The organism is Inquilinus sp. CA228, assembly GCF_052078665.1.
Classification (GTDB): Bacteria; Pseudomonadota; Alphaproteobacteria; order DSM-16000; family Inquilinaceae; genus Inquilinus.
This window is the reverse complement of the sequence record NZ_JBQJIK010000073.1, coordinates 1-19,621: the sequence shown is the minus strand read 5'-3', so window position 1 is coordinate 19,621 and position 19,621 is coordinate 1. Positions and strand designations below refer to the sequence as shown.

Sequence of the window (19,621 nt, the reverse complement as noted above, 5' to 3'; positions counted from 1 at the left end):
AGGGCGCCGCCGGTGGCGGAGGAGGGGCGGGGGGCGGAGGCTCCGGGGCGATCACGGGCTCGACCGTCGCGGCCGGCGCCGCGGAATCAGGCACCTCCAGCAGCAGCGGCTGCGCGGCCGCCGCCGCCCGGCCCGGCCGTCCGGCCGGCCGCGGCCGTGCCGGTACGGCCGGCCTGGCCTCGATCGGCCCGAGCGTGAAAGCCAGTTGCTGGATGTGCCCCATGACGGTCCAGGTCGTGTTGACGGCTCGGAACGAATATAGAACATTGGCCTGATCTGTCGAGTCCGCATTTGCCGGCTATGTCGGCGAAACGCCGGACACGCCCTTGCTCAGCCGGAGGGCTGCGGCAGCGGCCAGCAGGCCGATGCAGGAGGCCAGCAGCATCAGCCCCAGCAACAGCACGGGCGACGGCTCGCCGGACAGGGCGAGGCCTGTCAGCGTCGTCATCAGCGCCCCGCCCAGGACGGTCAGCGCGCCGGTGATGCCGGCCGCGCTTCCGGCCAGCCCAGGGCGCACCGACATCGCCGCGGCGATGCTGTTCGGCATGGTCATGCCGTTGCCCAGACCGACGAAGATGGTGCATCCGAAATACTGGGCCGGTGTCAGATGGCCCATCGCGATGACCGCCAGGCCGACCAGAAGACCCAGGCAGGCGACGATCCGGCCCATCAGCATGACCGTCGCCGGCGGATGCCGGCCGGCCAGACGGCTCGCCAGCCAGCTGCCGGCCACGAAGCCTGTGGTGATGCTGCCGACGAACACCCCCAGCTCTGCCGTGCCGATCCCGAAGACGGCGGCGGCGACAAGGGGTGCTCCGGCCAGGAAGATGTAGAAGGCGCCGGTCGAGCAGGCCGTGCACAGCGCATAGCACCAGAACACCGGCTCGCGCAGCAGCGCGGTCAGGCGCCTGCCGTCATGTCCCTCGCCGGCCGGGGGCCGGAGGGTTTCGCCGACATCCGACCATGCCAGGCCCAACAGCCCTGCTCCGGCCGCGGCATAGAGCAGGAAGACCATGCGCCAGCCGAAGGCGGCGTCCAGAACGCTGCCCAGCATCGGTCCCAGCATCGGGGCCAGCGCCATCGCCGTGCCGATGCGGCCCAGCAGCCGCGCCGCCTCGGCCTCCCCGGCGGTGTCGCGGACGATTGCGAGCGACAGGACATAGCCCGACACCACGGCCGCCTGCAGCATCCGGAACGCCAGCAGCATCCACACGGTCTGGGCGGCCGCGCAGCCGAGCGATGCGAGCGTGAAGACCGCAAGCGCCGCCAGCAGCACCGGACGCCGGCCGATCCGGTCGGCCAGAGGGCCCACGCCGAGCTGGACCGCGGCCGAAACCGCGAGATACCCGCCGAGGGCAAGGCTGACCAAAGCGTAGTCGGCATCGAGATCCCGCGCGATGTTGGCCAGCGACGGCACGATCATGTTCAGCGTCACCGTCGAGGTGGCGGTCATCAGGATCAGCGTCGCCAGGGCCGGGGGAGTGCTTGCCTTGCGCATCGGAACCTCTGAAAACAAAAAAGCCCCCGAACGAGGGTTCGGGGGCGCATGGCGAACGGATATGGCTTCCGCTACCGGACCACGCACCTTTCATCGACGGATACGAAATTTGATGGAAGCATCTGCTGTCTCCTGCGCAATGAACCTATTGCCAGACGGGATCGTCGCGCAAGTCTGTTCCGACTTCGGCCATGGGCATCAGGGCAGACAGTCCGGCACCGTGGGCGTCCGCATCGGGGACGATCCGGCCGATCGGCCGATCGGACCGAGGCTCGCATGGCGGCCGTCCGCAAGGGGCGGATTGCGGACCTTGTCACAGGATGTTCCGGCACCCTACCATTGCTATGGGGAGACAGGGTGGAGTGCGTAATCATGGACCAACCGTCCGATCAAAGCGAAATAGAGCCACCCGTTGTCTTATTGTTGCTTCTTCATTCGGTAATATATATTTGGTTCTTCGCATATTTTGAGTTGGGTGGATTTAACTCAGTTCCAGTGAGTTGGCCGAACGATATGGCCGAAATAAGACACAATGCAGCAAGGCTCCTTTTCGTCGCCCCGCAAGTTTATCCGTTGTTGTTTCTTATTATAAAGCTATTCGTAGATTGGAAGCTGCGGTTTTTCGTAAGGGCGACGATTTGGGCTTTGTCGCTAGGCAGCGCCTACACTGTTTTCATCTGGTATGCTGTCAACCATAGCTAAAAGCCCGAGCTAGGCCCCTACAGTGACCGCTTCGGGTCGATCGGCGATCGGCCCGAGACTCGCCTCGCGACCGCCCGCAAGGGGCGGTGGCGGATCAGGACTTCATCGCCAATGCCCGCCAGGACGTGCCGGCCCTCATTGGCGAAATCCGTCGGCTACAGACGCTGATCCGCTCTGCCGACGGCCAGTGATCCCGGTCGCCCTGCAGCGTTGCGGGCCGAACACCGTCCCGCCACGGAGCGGACTCCGATCAGCCGCGTCGGCTTGCGGCCGGATCGTGGCGGCTCAGCGCTTGGTCTTCTGCTCGCTCGGGCGCGCGGCGCGGTGGCGGCCGGGCCGGCTGGCGCGGGCCACGCGAGCCGGGCGGCCGGAGCCGAGGCCCTGGCGCTTGGCGTCGGCCGATTTCGCCTTGGTGTAGTTCGGCGCCGTCAGCGGATAGTCCGCCGGCAGGCCCCAGCGCTCCTTGTACTGCTCCGGGCTCAGCCCGTAGGTCGCCCGCAGCCAGCGCTTCATGGTCTTGAAGCGGCGCCCGTCCTCCAGGCAGACGATGTAGTCCGGGGTCACCGAATCCTCGATCGGCACGGCCGGAACCGGCGGCGGGGCAGGCTCCGCCTGCGCCTCGTGCTCGGCGCCGGACCCGTCGACCGCGGCGATGGCGTCGGCCCCGTCACTCGGGATGTCGCTCTCGCCGTCGACCGCCGCGCCCTGGGTGGCGCTCAGCGTCGTATAGACGTTGCGGATCAGGTCGAGAAGGCTTTCGCTGTCGAGCGTGTTCCGGGACACGTGGGCGACAACGATCTCTTTGGTGAACCTCAGGATCTCGGTCTCGCTTGGGCGGGCCATGCTGCTCTTTCTTAGTTAGCGATCCGTCCGGGGCGAGGCGCGGGTTGAATCTGCGGCTGCCGAAGGATTCGAATCGCCTCCCTCCACTGGATGGCTAAAATTCTAGGCTCAATTTTAGGGTGTTTCGCTCGATTTCCGCAAGATGATAACGCAATGCTGCTCGATCCAGGTGCTGCGGCATAAAATGTCGGTTCCGGGCCTGCAGAGCGGCCACTGAACGCCTTACGACACCCTCCGATCCTTGCGACATTGCAGCCTGTAGGTTGTACCGTGGGTTGTGGAGAGGACCGGAAATCGGCCCGATTATCGCCTGTCGTCGGGAATTCGACCGCCTGTCCGCAGAACTCAGACTCTTTATATCGAAATCTTTGCATATTTTCCCGGCTTCCGCAATGGTCGCTCTCGGAACGATCCCGGCCGGCCGGAGTTGCAGAGATTCCGGAGGGATTCCGGTGCGGCGGACCACCGGACCGGCTCTTGGCGACGGCTCGGCATCAGGGCTTTGATTTAAAATGGTCTTCCGCAATAGTTTTTAAGGATTAACCTGCCACACGCTTGCTGGTAGGCTGGTTTCGCGATTCGGATCATACAATAGCCGAATATGCGCCGCCGCTTTGCAATCAACGACAAAACGTCCAAGGGAGGGGGAACCATGTCGGTCGGTCGGCCGACCGTGGAATCATTGGGTTGGTGGGGACAGCGCCTGCACAAGCCTTCGCCGACATGTGGTTCCGATCGGGTCGAGCCGGCCTCAAAGCTGTGCGTCGGAAGGACGGATGAATGCGAATTGACCAGCTTGACGAAGCGGGCCGGAAGGCAGGCCGGAACCTGGCCGGGGCGGAGATCGAGCTCCGGCGGCCGCTGCCGCAGCACCGGGATTTCGCAGCCGAGATCGCGCGCGCCTTCCGGTCGTGCCAGCCTACCTCCATGCCCGAGGATCCGGCGCTGGTCCGGAAGATCCTGGCGGCGTTCGACGATCTCTCGGCCTCGCCGCGGCGCCCGGCCCGGCGTCGCGCCGCCGCGCCGGCCGCCGCCGCGCCGGCCCGGGTGCCGCCGGTGCCCTTGCCCGAGACCATCGGCCTCGGCTTCCTGATCTGCCTGGAGGACGGCCAGGTCTGTCGCGACCTCGGCCGCCATCTCGATCTGGCGCATCGGCTCAGCCCGGATCAGTATCGCCGGCGCTGGGGGCTGCCCGAAGCCTATCCGATGCTGCCGCCGGCCTCGCATCAGGAGCGCCAGGCCTGGCGCCGCCGGCTGGCGCCGCCGTCGGAGGGCGGCGGGCCGACGGTGCTGCGGCTGCTGGAGGAGACCCGGCGGGTCGAGGCCGGGCGGACGCGCCGCCGGCATCGCAGCGGGGCGCCGGCCGGGCTGCGGCACGACCGGGTCAAGCCGGTCCCCGGCCGCCGGTCGGAAGGCCCGCGGCCCGACGGCTTCCGGCGCTAGAGCCGTAAGTTGGAGCGCGATAGCGATCGCGCCCGAGGCACCGGAAGCCGGATCACAGGCTACTCCACCCAGAACATGTTGCTCAGCGCCTGGCCCCAGGGCGGCACTAGGCCGCCGGCCGGGTCCTTGACGATGTTGGTGTAGTCGCTGCACAGCGACATGTGCCAGGCGTGGGACTCGTCCCCCTGCGTCAGGGTCCGGCTGTAGTCGTCCTTGCTGCCGCTGTCGCTGATCGTCAGCCCCGGCACCGGGCTGCTGCGGAAGCTGTAGGGCGGGCTGCAGGTGTCGCGCTCGAACAGGGTCTTGCCCAGCGTCGCCGCGGTCTGCCGGTTGCGCGGATGCACCCAGTCGGCGCGGGCCCATTTCTCCCAGCGGGTCAGGCCGAACTCCTTGGTCCAGTAGGTGATCTCGACCTGGGTCGCCGGCCCCGGCCCCTTGCCATCCTTGCTGGAGCTGGAGAAGCGCAGCGAGATCAGGCTGTCCAGCGATTGGCCGTCCTTGTAGTCGAAGCGGTCGCGCATCCACAGGGTGAAGGGCTTGGCGAAGCGCTTCGGGCAGCCGGCCTCGGGCTCGCCGCCATCCTTGGCGGTGACCAGCTTGCTCTGGAACGTCGAGAAGCCGCCCTGGCCCTCCGGCGGCAGCGTCGCCGGGCCGATCACCCAGCCGTAGCGGAACCGGCCGGAGGTATCGGGCGCGCCTTCGCAGGACGGGGTCAGCCAGTAGGACAGGGCGACCGGGCTCCAGCTGCCCATGATGTAGCCCCAGCGCTCGTCGACCCATTGCACCGAGCCGCCCTCGCGGCCGGTGTCGAGCTTGCCGAAGCTGGGCGCGCCCGGGTCGGCGTCCGGGCAGCTGTGGTCGATGCCGCGGTCGTAGAAGCTGACGATGCGGGTGACGCCGCGCTTCTCGATCGGGATGTTGTCCTTCGACACCGTGCCCAGGCGCTGCGGGCAGGGGGCGCCGGGGCTGGGGAAGTTGTGCAGGTGATAGGGCACGGCCTCGCCGGCGCGGATGTTGCGGCGCCGGGTGCAGTCGCGGTCGCCCGGCACCAGCGCCGGGTCGATCCGGTCGTGCTGGTCGACGCAGACATCCATGACCATGAAGTCTTCCAGCTTGTCGGACTGGGCCTGGGCCCGGGCCGGCGGCGCCAGGCCGGCGGCCAGCGCCAGGGCGGCGGGGATGAGCAGGAGGCGGATCTGCATGCGCGGTCTCGTCATTGCCTGTCGGATTTGGGCCTGTCGGATTTGGGCCTTGCTCCCCCGCGGCCAGCATGGGCGAAACCGTCGCTGCGGCGTAGCGGCCGGATGTCGCACGGAAAGCTTTCGCAGGTTTTGCTTGGGCGGACTGATTCGGGATGCACCGCCCAGACCCCCGGAAAAGCCGGTTTCAGGTTTGCTCGGCACATCATATTGATCTGGAAACGGATTCTAAACCCAAACCGAAAGAAGCCTCGGCGCTACCGCAGCGCAGATTTTTGCTTCGCACTGCGATTTCGCACCGCAAAACGCATGACAGCGGCGGCGATTCCGTCTTAAAACCTTCGGGTCGAAACTGGAATCATGGACAACCGATGGCCGTGCCGGGCAACGAGACCATTCGCGCTTTGGCCGCCTCGGTCAGGCAGCGGCAGATCGTGCCGCTGACCTGGGTGGCGGCGACGCGCGAGCAGGACTACGTCAATCTCGGCGACGCCTTGAGCGCGGTGATGGTGTCGCTGCTGGCGGGCCTGCCGGTCGAGCACATCGCCCATGAATCCCGGCGCCTGCGGATGGCCGCGGTCGGCACCATCGGCCACAGCCTGAAGGAGGGCGAGGTCGTGGTCTGGGGCACCGGCAGCTCGCGCTGGCGCAACCCCTCGGCCCCGGCCGACCAGCGCGTCCTGGTGGCGCCGCTGCCCGGCACGCGGCTGCACATCACCGCCACGCGCGGGCCGGTGTCGCGCCGCATCCTGGGCGGGGAAGACGCCGCCGGCCCGGCGGTCTATGGCGACCCGGTCTGGCTGCTGCCGCGCTTCCATCCCGCACCGCGGCAGAAGAAGTGGAAGCTCGGCGTCATCATCCACCTCGCCGATCTGCAGGACCGCTCCTTCGAGGTGCGGCCGAAGGCGGAGCACATCCGCTACCAGATTCCGGCGGAGCTGGCCGGCGACGTCCGGCTGATCCACACGGTGACGCCGATCGGCCTGGACGGGATGCGGGCCCGGCTGGACGAGATCCTGGACTGCGAGCGGATCGTGTCGACCAGCCTGCACGGCATGGTCTTCGCCGAAAGCTACGGCATCCCCTGCCTGTACTTCTCGCCCCGGGCGCCGCGCGGCCTGCACATCGCCGAGCTCGACCCCGACGGCACGCTCGACCTCCGCATCGTCGACCTCTATCGCGGCCTCGGCCGCAGCAGCCTGCCGATCTATGGCCAGCCGCGCCGCGAGCGCACCGACTGGCCGGCCCTGATGGCGGCGATCGACCAGGCCTGGGCGCCGCCGCAGTTCGACACGGCGCCGCTGATGGAGGCCTTCCCGCTGGACCTCAACCCGCTGCAGCCGCGGCGCGGCGAGACCGTGTTCGACCATCCGGTGCTGCGGCAGATCCCGCTGCAGCACCGGCCGCAGATGGTGATCCGACCCGCCGCCGCCGAGGCCCGGCCGGCGGCCGGGCCGCTGCAGCGCATGGCGGCGCTGCTGCGGCGGCCCCTGCCGGACCGGGCCTGATGCGACACCCCGATTCCGCAACCACACATCGACCTGATCGAACTGGACGAGGCGCATGATGAACAGCTTGTTGCGGGCCACGCGCGACGCGGGACAGATCCCGCTCTCCTGGGCCGGCTCGACCAAGGAGATGGACTATCTGAACTTCGGCGATGCGCTCAGTCCGGTCATGGTGGCCCTGCTGTCCGGACTCGACATCGCCCGCGTCCCGACCAAGTCGAAATCCGTGCGCATGGGCGCGGTCGGCACCATCGGCCATGGATTCGAGGGCGGCGAAGTCTGGTTCTGGGGCACTGGCTGCTCGGGCTGGAAGAATCCGTCGGCGCCGATGCCGGAGCGGCTGCCCTTCACCGTGCCGCCGGACTCTACCTTCCACGTCCCGGCCAGCCGCGGCCCGGTCTCGGCCCGGCTGCTCGGCGGCAAGGCCAGGGGCGGCGTCTATGGCGACCCGGTCTGGCTGCTGCCGCGCTTCTACAAGCCGACGGTCGAGAAGAAGTGGGATGTCGGCGTCATCCTGCACCTGTCGGAGCTGGCCGACCGCTCCTTCACCCAGGCGAACCCGCGCGCCGACTACAAGCGCTTCGAGGTGCCGGCCGAGTTCGCCGGCCGGGTGCATCTGATCAGCACGGTGACGCCGATCGGCACCGGCGGCCTCAAGGACAAGGTCGATGAGATCCTGGCCTGCAAGCGCATCGTGTCGACCAGCCTGCACGGCATGGTGATCGCCGAAAGCTACGGCATCCCCTGCCTGTACTTCTCGCCGCAGGGCAACGAGCCCGGCCTGGCGCTGACCGAGCTCAGCTCCGAGGGCACGACCGACCTGCGGATCGTCGACCTCTACACCGGCATCGGCAAGGATTCGATCTGGAGCTACAGCCAGCCGCGCGGCATCGCCACCGACTGGCAGGACGTGCTCGACACCATCGACGATGTGTGGGAGCCGGTGTCGATCGACGAGGACGCGCTGATCAACGCCTTCCCGCTCGACGCCAAGCCGCTGGTCGCGCCGGCCGGCAAGACCGTGTGGGACCACCCGGTGCTGACCGGCCTCGTGCTCCAGCATTCCGTCGACGAGCTGCGCCGGGAAGACCGCAAGCGCGTCGCCCTGGCCCGGGCCGGCGAGACCAAGTCCGAAACCGCGGCTTCCGCCCCAGCTCCGGTCCCGGTCGCCAAGCCGGCCCCGGCCCTCAAGGTTGTTTCCGCCATGACCGTGCCTTCGACCCCCGCCCCGGCCAAGCCCGCCGCTGCCTCCGCCGCGCCGATGACCGCCGGCTCCGCCGCCCTCGCCCGGGCGCCGGAGCCCATGTTCGAGCCGACCCCGGCGCCGGTTGCCGCCGCCCCGGCGGTGGCCAAGCCCGAGGCGGCGTCGCGCGACCGGCTGGAGACGCTGCTGCGCTTCAATGCCAAGCGGCTGTCGGTGCCGCTGTCCTGGGTCGCCACCACCAGCGAGCATCCGCACGCCAATCTCGGCGACGCGCTCAGCGCCGTGGTGGTCGCCGCCATCGCCGGCCTGCCGGTGCGCCGCGCCGCCTTCGACGACGCGTCGGAGCGGATGGTCGCGGTCGGCACCATTGGCCATGCCCAGAAGAACGGCGTGCTGCACTTCTGGGGCACCGGCATGGATGCGACGCTGAACCCGGTCGACCGCTCGATCCGGCAGTACATGCGGCCGCAGAACACCGATTTCGTCGTGCATGGCGTGCGCGGCCGCAAGACCCAGGCGGTGCTGCGCGGCCAGGGCATCACGGTGCCCGACGTGTTCGGCGACCCGGTCTGGTTCCTGCCGCGGATCATGCCGATGCACCACGTCAAGAAGACGCATGAGCTCGGCGTCATCCTGCACATCTCCGAGCTCGCCTCGATGGACCCGCAATCGGGGGTGAAGGAGGCGCTGAAGCGCTACAACATCCCGCCCAGCCTGGCGGGCTCGATCCGGCTGATCAACACCTACACCGCGCCGAAGGTCGACGCCTTCGCCGCCAAGGTGGAGGAGATCGTGTCGTGCAAGCGGATCATCTCGACCAGCCTGCACGGCATGGTGATCGCCGAGACCTACGGCGTGCCCTGCGGCTGGTTCGGCACCTATGAGGGCGGCCGGCTGCTGCTCGACGTCGACGATCCGGAGAACCGGATCGACCACCGCATCCGCGATTTCTACTCCGGCGTCGGCAAGCCGGGCGTGATCGCCTTCTGCCGCGACCGCAGCCTGGAGACGCCGTGGGAGGACGTGATCACCTGGATCGACGAGACCTGGCAGCCGCTGCGCTATGACGGCCGCGCCCTGTTCGAGGCCTTCCCGGTGGCGCAGGGGGTGTCGTTCGACGACGCGGTGTGGCCGGTGTCGGGCGACGTCTACGCCCGCATCCCGTTCTGAGGCCGTGAGATGAACGGGCGATCCCAGCGCCCGTTCGCCGCCGCGGCGCGGCTGGCCGGTGCGCTGGCCCCGCCCGTCCCGCCGCAGCCGGTTCCTCCTCCGCCGGCTGCGGCGCGGACGATCCCGGCCGGCGCCGGGCGCCGGCGCGTCGTGCTGGTCCTGCAGGGCGCCGCCACGCCGTTCCAACGGCGCCTGGCGGCGGCGCTGGAGGCCGAGGGCGCCCGCATCGTCAAGATCAACATCTGCGGCGGCGATGTGGTGTTCTGGCGCCGCCCGGCCATCGCCTTCCGCGGCCGGTTCGAGGATTGGCGCGGCTTCATCGCCAGCATCCTCGACCGCGAGGGCGTCACCGACCTGGTGCTGTTCGGCGACTGCCGGCCGCATCACGCGGTGGCGGTCGACCTGGCCCGGCGGCGCGGCCTCAAGCTGCACCTGTTCGAGGAAGGCTATCTGCGCCCCGGCTGGGTCACCTGCGAGGCCTGGGGCGTGAACGGCCATTCCGACCTGCCGCGCGGCGCGGCCGCCTTCCAGGCCCTGGCGCGGGCGGCCGAGCCGCGGGCTGCCGAGCCCCCGGCGGCGGCGCCGGTGCCGTCCTATTTCCTGCACCGGGCGGTGTGGGACGTGCTGTGGACGGTCGGGCTGGTGGCGCTGATGCCGGCCTTCCCGCATTACCGCCACCACGCCCTCGACCACCCGCTGGTGGAATATGCCGGCTGGCTCGGCCGCTTCCTCCGCGCCCCCTGGGTCCGGCGCCGGGCGCAGCGGGTGATGCAGGGCCTGGCCGGGCAGCGCTACCACCTGCACCCGCTGCAGCTCGACACCGATTTCCAGATCCGCACCCATTCCCCGTTCCGCGACACGGTCGAAGCGGCGGAGGAGGTGATCGCCTCCTTCGCCCGCAGCGCCGATCCCGGCACCCGGCTGGTGGTGAAGCTGCACCCGCTGGATTTCCGCCCGGTCGCCAAACGCCGGCGGATCGCGGCGCTGGCGGCGCGGCACGGCGTCGCCGGCCGGGTCGACTTCATCGATGGCGGCGACCTGCAGCAACTGGTCGACGACGCCATCGGCGTGGTCGTGGTCAACTCCACCGTCGGCCTGTTCGCGTTGGAGCGCGGCAAGCCGCTGCAGACGCTCGGCAGCGCCGTGTTCGACCTGCCCGGCCTCAGCTTCCAGGGCGGGCTCGACCGCTTCTGGGCCGAGGGGCAGCCGCCGCGCGGCGAGCTGCTGGAGGCGTTCCGCCGGGTCGTGGTGGCGCGGACCCAGATCCGCGGCAGCTTCTTCTCGCTGCGCGGCATCGACCTCGCGGTCGACGGCGCCCGCCGCCGCATTCTCGACGGCGAGGTCCAGCCGCTGCGCGAGGCCGCCTGGGCGGCGCAGGCCGGAGAGTGAGCATGACCGCGCCGACGGCGGTCGTCGTGACCGGCGCATCGCACGGCCTCGGCGCGGCTTTGGCACGGCACTATGCGGCGCCGGGCGTGGCGCTGGCCCTGATCGGCCGCAACCCGGCCCGCCTGGCCGAGGTCGCCGACTCCTGCCGACAGCGCGGCGCAATGGTGGAGGCGGCGGAGATCGACGTGCGCGACGGCGCCCGGCTCGGCGAATTCCTGCGCGGCTTCGACGCCCGCCATCCGGTGGCGGTGGTGATCGCCAATGCCGGGGTCGAGGCCGGGCTGGCCCCGGGCCGCGGCTGCGAGCCGGAGGAGTCGGTCACGGCGCAGCTGCGCATCAACCTCGAAGGCGCGATCGCCACGGTGTCGCCGCTGATCGAGCCGATGCGCGCCCGCCGCTGCGGCCGCATCGTCCTGATCTCGTCCTTGGCGGCGCTGATGCCGCTGGCCGACCAGCCGGCCTATTCCGCCTCCAAGGCCGGGCTGATGGCCTGGGGCGAGGCGCTGCTGGCCTGGCTGCGGCCGGACGGCATCCGGGTGACCATCGCGTGCCCCGGCTTCATCGCCACCGGGATGAGCGACCGCTACCGCGGCGCCCGCCCGTTCCAGTGGAGCGCCGAGCGGGCGGCGAAGCACATCGCCGGCCGGGTCGCCCGCGGCCGCGCCATGGTGGCCTTCCCCTGGCCGCTGGTCTGGCTGATCCGCCTGGGTCGCCTGGCCCCACGCCCGCTCCGCGCCGCCTTCATCGACCGCTTCCTCCGCTTCGAGATCGACGCCCCGGCGGTGCTGTAGGCTGGGATCCCGCGTGGGCTCGCACCGCATCCGAAGGGAACGGCGATCGGCTCAGGCGCCACGGCTGGTTCGCCGCCCTTGTCGATCCTGCCCGGATCGTGCCCGACGCCATTCAGCGAGATCGGGCGGGCCGTCATCGGCTGTCTGGAGATTGAAGGTGAGCCGCGCCGCGGCCTCGACGTCGACGACCAGGCCCTGGCCGGGATCCATCGCGATCGCCTGATGGCCCGGCAGTCTCGACGATGGGATGCGGATCGGCTCGGCGGGCTGGCGTGGGCTTGCCTTGTTGTGCCGGGGGTCGGGATAGGTCACGGTCACGGTGCAACCGGCGCCATCGACCCGATTTGCAAGCGCATAGGTTCCTGGCCGCATCGCCAGAAAGGCGAAGACGTCGCCGGGGGCGAGACTCCGCGAATCCCACGACGAGGGCTGCTTTCCGTCGGTCCGGAGCAGGGCGAAGCGGCCCGCATCCTGTGCGCTCGACCTCAGGCAGAGATAGCCGCCCCGGCGCACGACATATTCCGCCTGGCTCGACTCCGTCCCGCCGGAACATTTGGAGTCCGCCGTCCCGAGGTCCAGGGTGATGTGCATGGGCCCCGAAGCGTCGCGAACACTGATGATGGCGGTCCACAGCGGCTGGTGCTCCTCCTGATGGACCGCAAGCCACAGCGCCTCGGCGTCGGGGAGAGGGTGGGCGATCGTCGCGGTGCCCGCGAGCGCGGCCGAATCGAGGTCGATCACGGTGAAGGCGGAAGAGATGATGCTGCGCATGTCGGTCTAGGCCCCGAAATCGAACTGGACGATCATGGTGTCCGCTTCGAACCGCACCGACGGATTCAGGATCGAGGCCGCGACCTCCGGCAGGTTGAATTTCGGTGCCGGCGGCGGGGCGGGAAATCCGCCGAAATCCGCCGTGTCGAGCTTGATCTCCGGCACGAACGGATAGGGATCGTCGATCTTGAAGAGCTCTTGCCGCTCCAGCATCGACGCGAAGATCGCCTGGTAGAGCAGGTTGTCCACCCCGATGCTGACATTGAGGACGTCCATCAGCCATTCCTCCATGTCATCATGAATGTCGAGCAGGTCGAGCAGATAGGCCGTCATCGTCGGCGCGCCCAGGAATGACAGGATGACATCGATCATCCAGGCGGCAGGCACGACGGCCAGCATCTGTGCGCTCGCCGCGGCGACCCCGGCCTGGACGATGGTGGGCAGCTTGCCGAAGGTGTCGTTGATCGAGATCGGATCGACGTCGACGGCCTGCGGATCCGCGTGGATCTTCTGGAAATCGCCGTCCTTGCGGATGCCGATGGAGAAGCGGCCGCTGATCTCGGTGACGACATAGCCGATGATCGCGTTGAGGTTGAGCTTCAACGGACCGATGTCGGGCGCGGCCGTGAACAGCGTGATCCTGGGAAACGGCAGGATGCATTCGCCGCCGATGAACGGGATGTCCCGCGGCGCCCGGACCAGGCAGAAGCCTCCGATGGTCAGGGTCGGTATGTCGATTCCCAAGCGTAGGATCAGCTTGTCCCAACCGATATCGAGTTCCTTGAGGAGGAAGGTATTGCCGTCCTCGAATTCGATGTCGCCGGCGCCTTCGATGTGGATCGCACCTTCGACGCCGTACCAGACGACACCCGCCACGGTGTTCGACCCGTCGAAGGGAAGTTGCACCGAGGGATAGATCTTGTTGAAGACCGCCTTGAAGGTCCGCTCGCTGACGGAGAAGGTCACGTCGCTCATCGTTGCCTCCCCTAGCTCATCTCGAGGTCCAGCCACACCCGCAGCTCGTTCTGCTCGGCCGCCGGGTTGTTCGGCAGCCCCAGCGTCAGATGCGGCGTGAAGGTGATGCCGAGCGTGCGGAGGATCAACTCCTCCAGGCCGAGCACGAGTTTCGGCAGGACATAGCCCTTGAGTATGGCGCGCAGGTAGCATTCGACCGCGCCCTCCAGCCCCTTCGGCGTGATGTCCACGATCTCGATGCCGTCGACCTGCAGGCGGATCTGCTGCAGGGGGTAGGGGCCGGGCTGCGCTGTCGACTGCACCGCCAGGCGTCCAGTCGCGTAGAGGTCGAGGACGAAGCACTGCAGCTCGGTCACCGGCAGCACGCTGAACTGCGGACGAAGATCGGTGAATCCGAAATGCTGTCTGGTCAGCACTTCGACGATACCATCGGGAACACAGGCCAAGCCGAACAGAAGTTGGGTTCTGAGTGCCAGAGTCTGGTCGCGAAGCGGCGGCAGGAGTTCCTCCGGCAGCGTGACCTGGTCGCCCGGATGGAAATCGATCTTTGCATCGACGATCTGGACGGAATAGGGCAGTCCGATCGGAATGCCCGGCAGCTGGAATGGCGGCATCCGCCGGTATTTCGGCACGCCGGGCAAGGGCGAGTCCGGAACCGGCGCGCATGTCAGCCAGAGATCCTGCACGCCGACCATCTTCTGGTCGGGACCCAGCACGGCCTGGACCGTCGGTGCGACGTAGTTGAACAGGAACGGGGCCCGGACATGGGCGAAGCCGACGATCCAGTTCAGTGCGGCATCCGTGATCGCGCCATAGACATCAGCCATGGTCCGATACCATCTGCCCGAGGTTGCGACCGGCGGCTCGGTAACCGCGTCACCGGCTCCGGTCAGACGCAGGGTACCGGCCCGCGGAAACCTCCGCGTCATATGAACGGATGATATCGCCGCGGGCGGACCCGTTTCCGCCCGACAGATGCGATAGGTCGGGCAGCCCGCGCTGCCGATCAGCCTTCCGGAACAGGCATTGCGATCGCAGACAAGCGGCGTCTGTTCAGGATCTGAGGGCACCCAGCCTTGCCACCGCCGGTGCCTCGTGCAGCAGCTTCTCCCGCTCCTCGGCGATGACGGCGACGGCGCGGTCGATCTGGTCGCGGGTGTGCTCGGACGTGACGAAGCAGCGCAGCCGGGCCGATTTCTCCGGCACCGCCGGATGCACGATCGGCGAGACGTTGATGCCGCGCTCCAGCAGCCGGTTCGACAGCAGCACCGCCTGCAGCGAATCCCCCAGGATGATCGGGATGATCGCATGGCCCTCGGCCAGCCCGGTGTCCAGCCCGGCGGCCCGGGCGCGCTCCAGGAAGTATCGGGAATTGGCCTGGACCCGGGCCACCCGCCCATCCGTGTCGGCGATCATCAGCTCCAGCGCCGTCAGGGCCGCCATGGTCGCCGGCGCGGGCATGCCGACGCTGTAGACGAAGCCCGACGCCATCACCTTCAGATACTCGACCAGGGCCGCCGGTCCGGCGATGTAGCCGCCGCAGGAGGCGAGCGTCTTCGACATCGTGCCCATCCAGATGTCGACCTGCCGCGGGTCGACGCCGCTGGCCTCGGCGATGCCGTGCCCGGTCGGGCCCAGCACGCCCAGCCCATGCGCCTCGTCGACCATCAGCCAGGCGCCGAAGCGCTGCTTGATCGCCACCAGCCGGGGCAGGTCGATGGTGTCGCCATCCATCGAATACAGGCTCTCGACCACGATCAGCACGCGCTGCCAGCGGTCGCGCTCGGCGGTCAGTATCGATTCCAGCGTGTCCAGGTCGTTGTGCGGGAACGACCGCCGCTGCGCGCCGGACAGCTGGGCGCCGGTGATCACGCTGCTGTGGATCAGCCCGTCATGCAGGATCAGGTCGGCCGGCCCGGTGATCTGGCCGATGGCGGCGACGTTGGTGGCGTGGCCGCTGACGAAGGCGACCGCGTCCTCGACCCCGTGCACCTCGGCCAGGCGCCGCTCCAGCGCCGCGTGGAACGGCCGCTCGCCCGCCACCAGCCGGCTGGCCGAGACCGAGGTGCCGTACTCGTCGACCGCCGCCTTCGCCGCCGCGGCCACGGCCGGGTGGCCGTTCAGCCCGAGATAGTCGTAGGAGGCGAAGTTGATCACCTCCCGCCCGGCGATCCGCGATACCGCCCCGGCCCGCTGCTCATGGGTGCGGAAGAACGGGCTGCGGATGCCCAGCAGGTCGGCCGCGGCGCGCTGCATCCGCAGCGTCTCGTAGCCCGGCAGGGTCTCGAAGGCGGTGTCGTAGGACCGCGACTCCGGTGCCGCCGGCACCGCGGCCGGGGCCTTGCCGCGGACCTCGGAGATCAGCGACCGCAGCGCGGCGTCCGACAGGCGTCCTTTACTCATCCCAGAACCCGCCTTGTGGTCTTGGCCCGGTCGCGGACGGCCTCGCGCACCAGCACGGCGGCGTCCGCCTCCAGATCGGCCTCGACATGCTTGGCGATCAGCTGCGCCGCCTCGGTCGGCGGCTGCGCCTCGGCGCCGGTGGCCGGCGCGCCGCCGCGCAGCTTGGCGACGATCCGCGTGCTCAGCTCGTTCAGCGTCAGCCCGGCGCCGATCGACAGGAAGGGCAGGTCGATGCCGTAGCGGCTCTGCATCGCCGCATCCAGCTCCAGCCCCATCAGCGAATCCATGCCCAGCTCGGCGAAGGGCCGGTCGCCGTCGATATCGGCCGGCGGCATGCGCAGGATCCGCCCGATCTCGGCCAGCATGGTCTCGGTCACGATCTGCTGCGCCTCGGCGTCGGTCCGCCCGGCGATCATGGCGGCCAGGTCGACCTCGGCCTCGGTGGTCTCGGCCCGGCGGCCATCGGCCATTCCGGCCAGCCGCGGCGTCGCCAGGATCGGCAGCTCGCGGGTCGCCGCCTGCCAGTCGATCCGGGCGCAGGCCACCACCGCCTCCGCCGGCGTCTCTGCCGGCCGGGCCAGCAGCCGGCCCAGCTGCACCAGCGCCTCGGCCGCCTTCAGCGACGACCGGCCGATCCGGCGCTTCAGCGCGTCGCCCTTGGCGGCGTCGCGGGCCAGCACCCCGGCATCGGCGATGGCGCCCCAGGACACGGCCAGCGCCGGCAGCCCCTGGGCCCGCCGGGTCCGCGCCAGCGCCTCGAGATAGGCGTTGGCGGCGACATAGTTGGCCTGGCCGGGATTGCCGATCAGCGTGGTGGCGGAGGAGAACAGCACGAAATAGTCCGGCGCCCGGGTGCGGCTGACCAGGTCGAGGTGGATCGCGCCCTTGATCTTCGGCGCCAGCACCCGCTCGATCCGCGCCGCATCCAGGTCGCGCAGCAGCCCGTCATCCAGCACCATGGCGGCGTGGATGATGCCGCGCAGCGGGCCGTGCCGGCGCTCCAGCGCCGCCAGCAGCTTCTCGCAGGCGGCCCGGTCGGTGACGTCCAGCCGCTCCGCCGCCAGGGTGACGCCCTGCTTCGCCAGCCGCTCGGCCTGGGCCTTTTCCGTGGGCCCGAGCGCGCCGCGGCGGGAGGCGACGACGATCGTCTTCGCCCCGTGCTCGGCCAGCCACAGCGCGGTGGCGAAGCCGAAGCCGCCGGTGACCAGGTGGAAGCCGGTGTCCTGCGCCTCGAACCGGGCCTCGGCGGCAGGCGCCGCCGGGATCTCGCGCGGCGGCGTGATCACGATCTTGCCGATATGGCCGGCGCCCTGCATCAGCCGGAACGCGTCCTCCGCCTGGTCGGCCGGGAACACCCGGTGCGGCAGGGGGGTCAGGCGGCGCTGCGCGAACAGCCGGTCCAGGTCGCGCAGCAGGCGCTTGGTCAGGCCTGGCTGGGCATTGAGAAGCTGGTCGGCATCGACCCCGAAATAGGAGACGTTGCGGGCGAAGGCGCGCAAGCCCACCGCGGTGTCGGCGACGAAGTCGCGCTTGCCCAGCTCGACGAAGCGGCCGAACGGCTTCAGCGCCCGCAGGCTGCGGCGCATGGCGTCGCCGAACAGCGAGTTCAGCACCACGTCGACGCCGCCCAGCTTCCAGCGGATCTCGTCGGCGAAGGCCAGCGACCGGGAATCCAGCACCAGATCGGCGCCCAGCAGCTGGGCCAAAGCGCGCTTGTCCTCGTTGCCGGCGGTGGCCACCACGGTGGCGCCGCGCAGCTTGGCGATCTGCAGCGCCGCCAGGCCGACGCCGCCGGCGGCGCCGTGGATCAGCACGCTCTCGCCGCGGCCCAGCCGGGCCTGGTGCACCAGCGCATACCAGGCGGTGATGAAGGCGACCGGCTTGGTCGCCGCGGCGGCGAAGTCGACCCCCTCCGGCACCCGCATCGCCACCTGGGCCGGCACCGTGACATGGGTGGCGAAGGCGGCCGGGGCGAAGGCCATCACCCGGTCGCCCTCGCGCAGGTCGGTCACCGCCGCGCCGACGCGGCGGACCGTGCCGGCGCATTCGAAGCCGAGCGTCGGGCCGGCGAAGCCGTCCTCGAGATAATCATCCGGCAGCAGGCCCAGCGAGAACATCACGTCGCGGAAGTTCAGCCCGCTGGCCGCGACCTCGATCTCGATCTCTTCCGGTCCGGGCGCCCGGCGCTCGGCCGCTGTCCAGCCGATCCGGCCCAGGCTGCCCGGGGCGGCCAGGGCCAGGCGGGCGGCCCGGTCCTCCGCCGGGGCGTCCTGCGGCGCCGGCCGCACCGCTTCCACCCGGCTGACGAAGAGGCCGTCGCGGTCGATCTCGACCTCGGTCTCGGCCAGGCCCACGCCCGATCCGATCAGCCCGGCCCGCGCCGCCGCCGCGGCGTCGTCGGCCAGGGCCGGGGCCAGGGTGGCGAAGCGGATGGTGATGCCGGAATACTCGTTCGCCAGGGTGCGGGCGAAGGCCGCCAGCGCCTCGGCCAGGCCGCGGCCGCCATCGGCCTTGCCGTTCAGCTTGCCGCAGCGGGCGAGCAGCCACAGGGTGGACTTCGCCGGCAGGGCCTCGGCCTCCGCCCGCACCGCCAGGATGGCCTTGGTCAGGAAGGCGACCGGGTCGCGTGCCGTGTCCAGCATCAGCGGCAGCAGCACGATGTCCCCCTCCGCCGCCGCCGCGGCCGGATCGATGCGCACCGGGTGGCCCCGCTTGCGCAGCCGGTCGGCCAGGTCGGCCAGCAGCTCGGTGTCGGCGGCCGGCGGGCGGATCAGGATCGGCCCGGCCGGTTCGGCCGGCATGTCTATGGCCGGCCGGTCCCAGACCACCAGCTGCGCCGCCGCGCCTCGGGTGCCGACGCGGTGCCGGGCCGCCGGCCGGAACCCGGCCTGCGCCAGCCCGTCCTGCGAGGTGAGGCCGTCCGCCATGCCCTCGAGCAGCAGGGCGGTCACCGTGTCCGGGATGGTGTCGATGGTGACGGCCGCGGCGCCCGGACGCAGCAGCCCGGCCACAAGCTGCCCCAGCCGCGCCGAATCCCCGGCCGGCATGGTGCCGACCGACAGGGCCAGGTCGAAGCGGCCCGGCGGGACCGTGGTCTGCTCGTCCAGGATCCGCAGGCCGGGCAGGCGCGGGCTGCGCGCGGCCAGGCCGGCCAGGGCCTTCGGCTCGGGCCGGGTCACCGCCACGGTCAGGGCGCCGTCGCGGAGCAGCGGCAGCAGCGCCGGCACCAGCTCGCCCACGGGGTCGACCAGCAGCAGCGCCAGGGGCGCCGCACGACCGGCAGCCAGGCGACCGAGCAGCGCCGCCGCCAGCGGCAGCAGCGGCGAGGCGGCGCGGGCATGCGCCTCGACGCCCTTGGAGAAGCGCAGCTTCTCCCCGCTGCGCAGCGCCGCGACCAGGTCGCGCGACAGCCGGGCGGCCATCACCGTCTCGGCGCCGCGCTCCGGATGCGCGGCCAGGATCGAGCGCAGGATCGCCTGGGGCGACGGCAGGCGGGCAGGGGCCAGGCGCCAGGCGCCATCCTCCTCCGTCGCCAGCCCGAACTCCGCCAGCACCCTCAGCAGCGCCGCGAAGCGCGGCACCGCGGCCGGGGCCAGGCGCCCGCCGCGGCACAGCCGCTCGACGGTGAAGCGGGCCGATCCCGCTACCGCCCGCACTGCGCGATGCGCCATCGACCGCGCCCAGGCGGTCAGCAGCAGCCAGTCGTCGCTGGCCTCGTGCCGGTC

13 protein-coding genes are annotated in these 19,621 nt (G+C 70.2%); 5 read left to right on the top strand and 8 right to left on the bottom strand.

The window, feature by feature from the left end; all coding sequences use genetic code 11:
• Positions 1 to 298: 298 nt before the first annotated feature.
• Both ACTOWL_RS29095 and ACTOWL_RS29090 read right to left on the bottom strand, forming a co-directional pair.
• Entirely contained in the window at positions 299 to 1,498 is a 1,200-nt protein-coding gene (locus ACTOWL_RS29095; protein WP_441324781.1) for an MFS transporter, read from the bottom strand.
• Positions 1,499 to 2,485: 987 nt separating this feature from the next.
• Positions 2,486 to 3,043: a MucR family transcriptional regulator gene (locus tag ACTOWL_RS29090; protein ID WP_441324780.1), complete on the bottom strand. Its 558-nt coding sequence runs from the start codon at positions 3,041 to 3,043 to the stop codon at positions 2,486 to 2,488.
• Between the two features lie 780 nt (positions 3,044 to 3,823).
• On the opposite strand from ACTOWL_RS29090, the gene ACTOWL_RS29085 reads away from it, so the two are divergent.
• Positions 3,824 to 4,486, top strand: coding sequence for a MucR family transcriptional regulator (locus ACTOWL_RS29085; RefSeq protein WP_441324779.1), 663 nt, complete (start codon positions 3,824 to 3,826; stop codon positions 4,484 to 4,486).
• 59 nt (positions 4,487 to 4,545) lie between these two features.
• Here the strand turns inward: ACTOWL_RS29085 and ACTOWL_RS29080 are convergent, their stop codons facing one another.
• Positions 4,546 to 5,688, bottom strand: a complete 1,143-nt coding sequence (locus tag ACTOWL_RS29080) for a hypothetical protein (protein ID WP_441324778.1) — start codon at positions 5,686 to 5,688, stop codon at positions 4,546 to 4,548.
• Positions 5,689 to 6,056: 368 nt separating this feature from the next.
• On the opposite strand from ACTOWL_RS29080, the gene ACTOWL_RS29075 reads away from it, so the two are divergent.
• From ACTOWL_RS29075 to ACTOWL_RS29060, 4 genes are read left to right on the top strand one after another with little or no spacing between them, the layout of a single operon-like run.
• A complete protein-coding gene (locus ACTOWL_RS29075; RefSeq protein ID WP_441324777.1) occupies positions 6,057 to 7,193 on the top strand; it encodes a polysaccharide pyruvyl transferase family protein in 1,137 nt (378 codons plus the stop codon).
• Between the two features lie 58 nt (positions 7,194 to 7,251).
• Positions 7,252 to 9,567 carry a polysaccharide pyruvyl transferase family protein gene (locus ACTOWL_RS29070; RefSeq protein ID WP_441324776.1) on the top strand — a complete coding sequence of 772 codons (2,316 nt, stop codon included), beginning with the start codon at positions 7,252 to 7,254 and terminating at the stop codon, positions 9,565 to 9,567.
• A gap of 9 nt (positions 9,568 to 9,576) precedes the next feature.
• A complete protein-coding gene (locus ACTOWL_RS29065; protein WP_441324775.1) occupies positions 9,577 to 10,956 on the top strand; it encodes a capsule biosynthesis protein in 1,380 nt (459 codons plus the stop codon).
• Between the two features lie 2 nt (positions 10,957 to 10,958).
• On the top strand, positions 10,959 to 11,747 hold the full coding sequence (locus ACTOWL_RS29060; RefSeq protein ID WP_441324774.1) for an SDR family NAD(P)-dependent oxidoreductase: 789 nt from the start codon (positions 10,959 to 10,961) through the stop codon (positions 11,745 to 11,747).
• Positions 11,748 to 11,798: 51 nt separating this feature from the next.
• Here the strand turns inward: ACTOWL_RS29060 and ACTOWL_RS29055 are convergent, their stop codons facing one another.
• The 5 genes from ACTOWL_RS29055 to ACTOWL_RS29035 all read right to left on the bottom strand — a co-directional run.
• Entirely contained in the window at positions 11,799 to 12,518 is a 720-nt protein-coding gene (locus tag ACTOWL_RS29055) for a hypothetical protein (protein WP_441324773.1), read from the bottom strand.
• 6 nt (positions 12,519 to 12,524) lie between these two features.
• Complete coding sequence (locus tag ACTOWL_RS29050) at positions 12,525 to 13,493, bottom strand: hypothetical protein (protein WP_441324772.1); 969 nt, start codon at positions 13,491 to 13,493, stop codon at positions 12,525 to 12,527.
• A gap of 11 nt (positions 13,494 to 13,504) precedes the next feature.
• Entirely contained in the window at positions 13,505 to 14,563 is a 1,059-nt protein-coding gene (locus tag ACTOWL_RS29045) for a hypothetical protein (protein ID WP_441324771.1), read from the bottom strand.
• Positions 14,547 to 15,896, bottom strand: a complete 1,350-nt coding sequence (locus tag ACTOWL_RS29040; protein WP_441324770.1) for an aminotransferase class I/II-fold pyridoxal phosphate-dependent enzyme — start codon at positions 15,894 to 15,896, stop codon at positions 14,547 to 14,549. Before ACTOWL_RS29040 ends, ACTOWL_RS29045 begins: the two co-directional genes overlap by 17 nt.
• Positions 15,893 to 19,621 (bottom strand): SDR family NAD(P)-dependent oxidoreductase (locus tag ACTOWL_RS29035; RefSeq protein WP_441324769.1); only part of this gene is annotated, 3,729 nt, incomplete at its 5' end. The genes ACTOWL_RS29040 and ACTOWL_RS29035, both read right to left, overlap by 4 nt.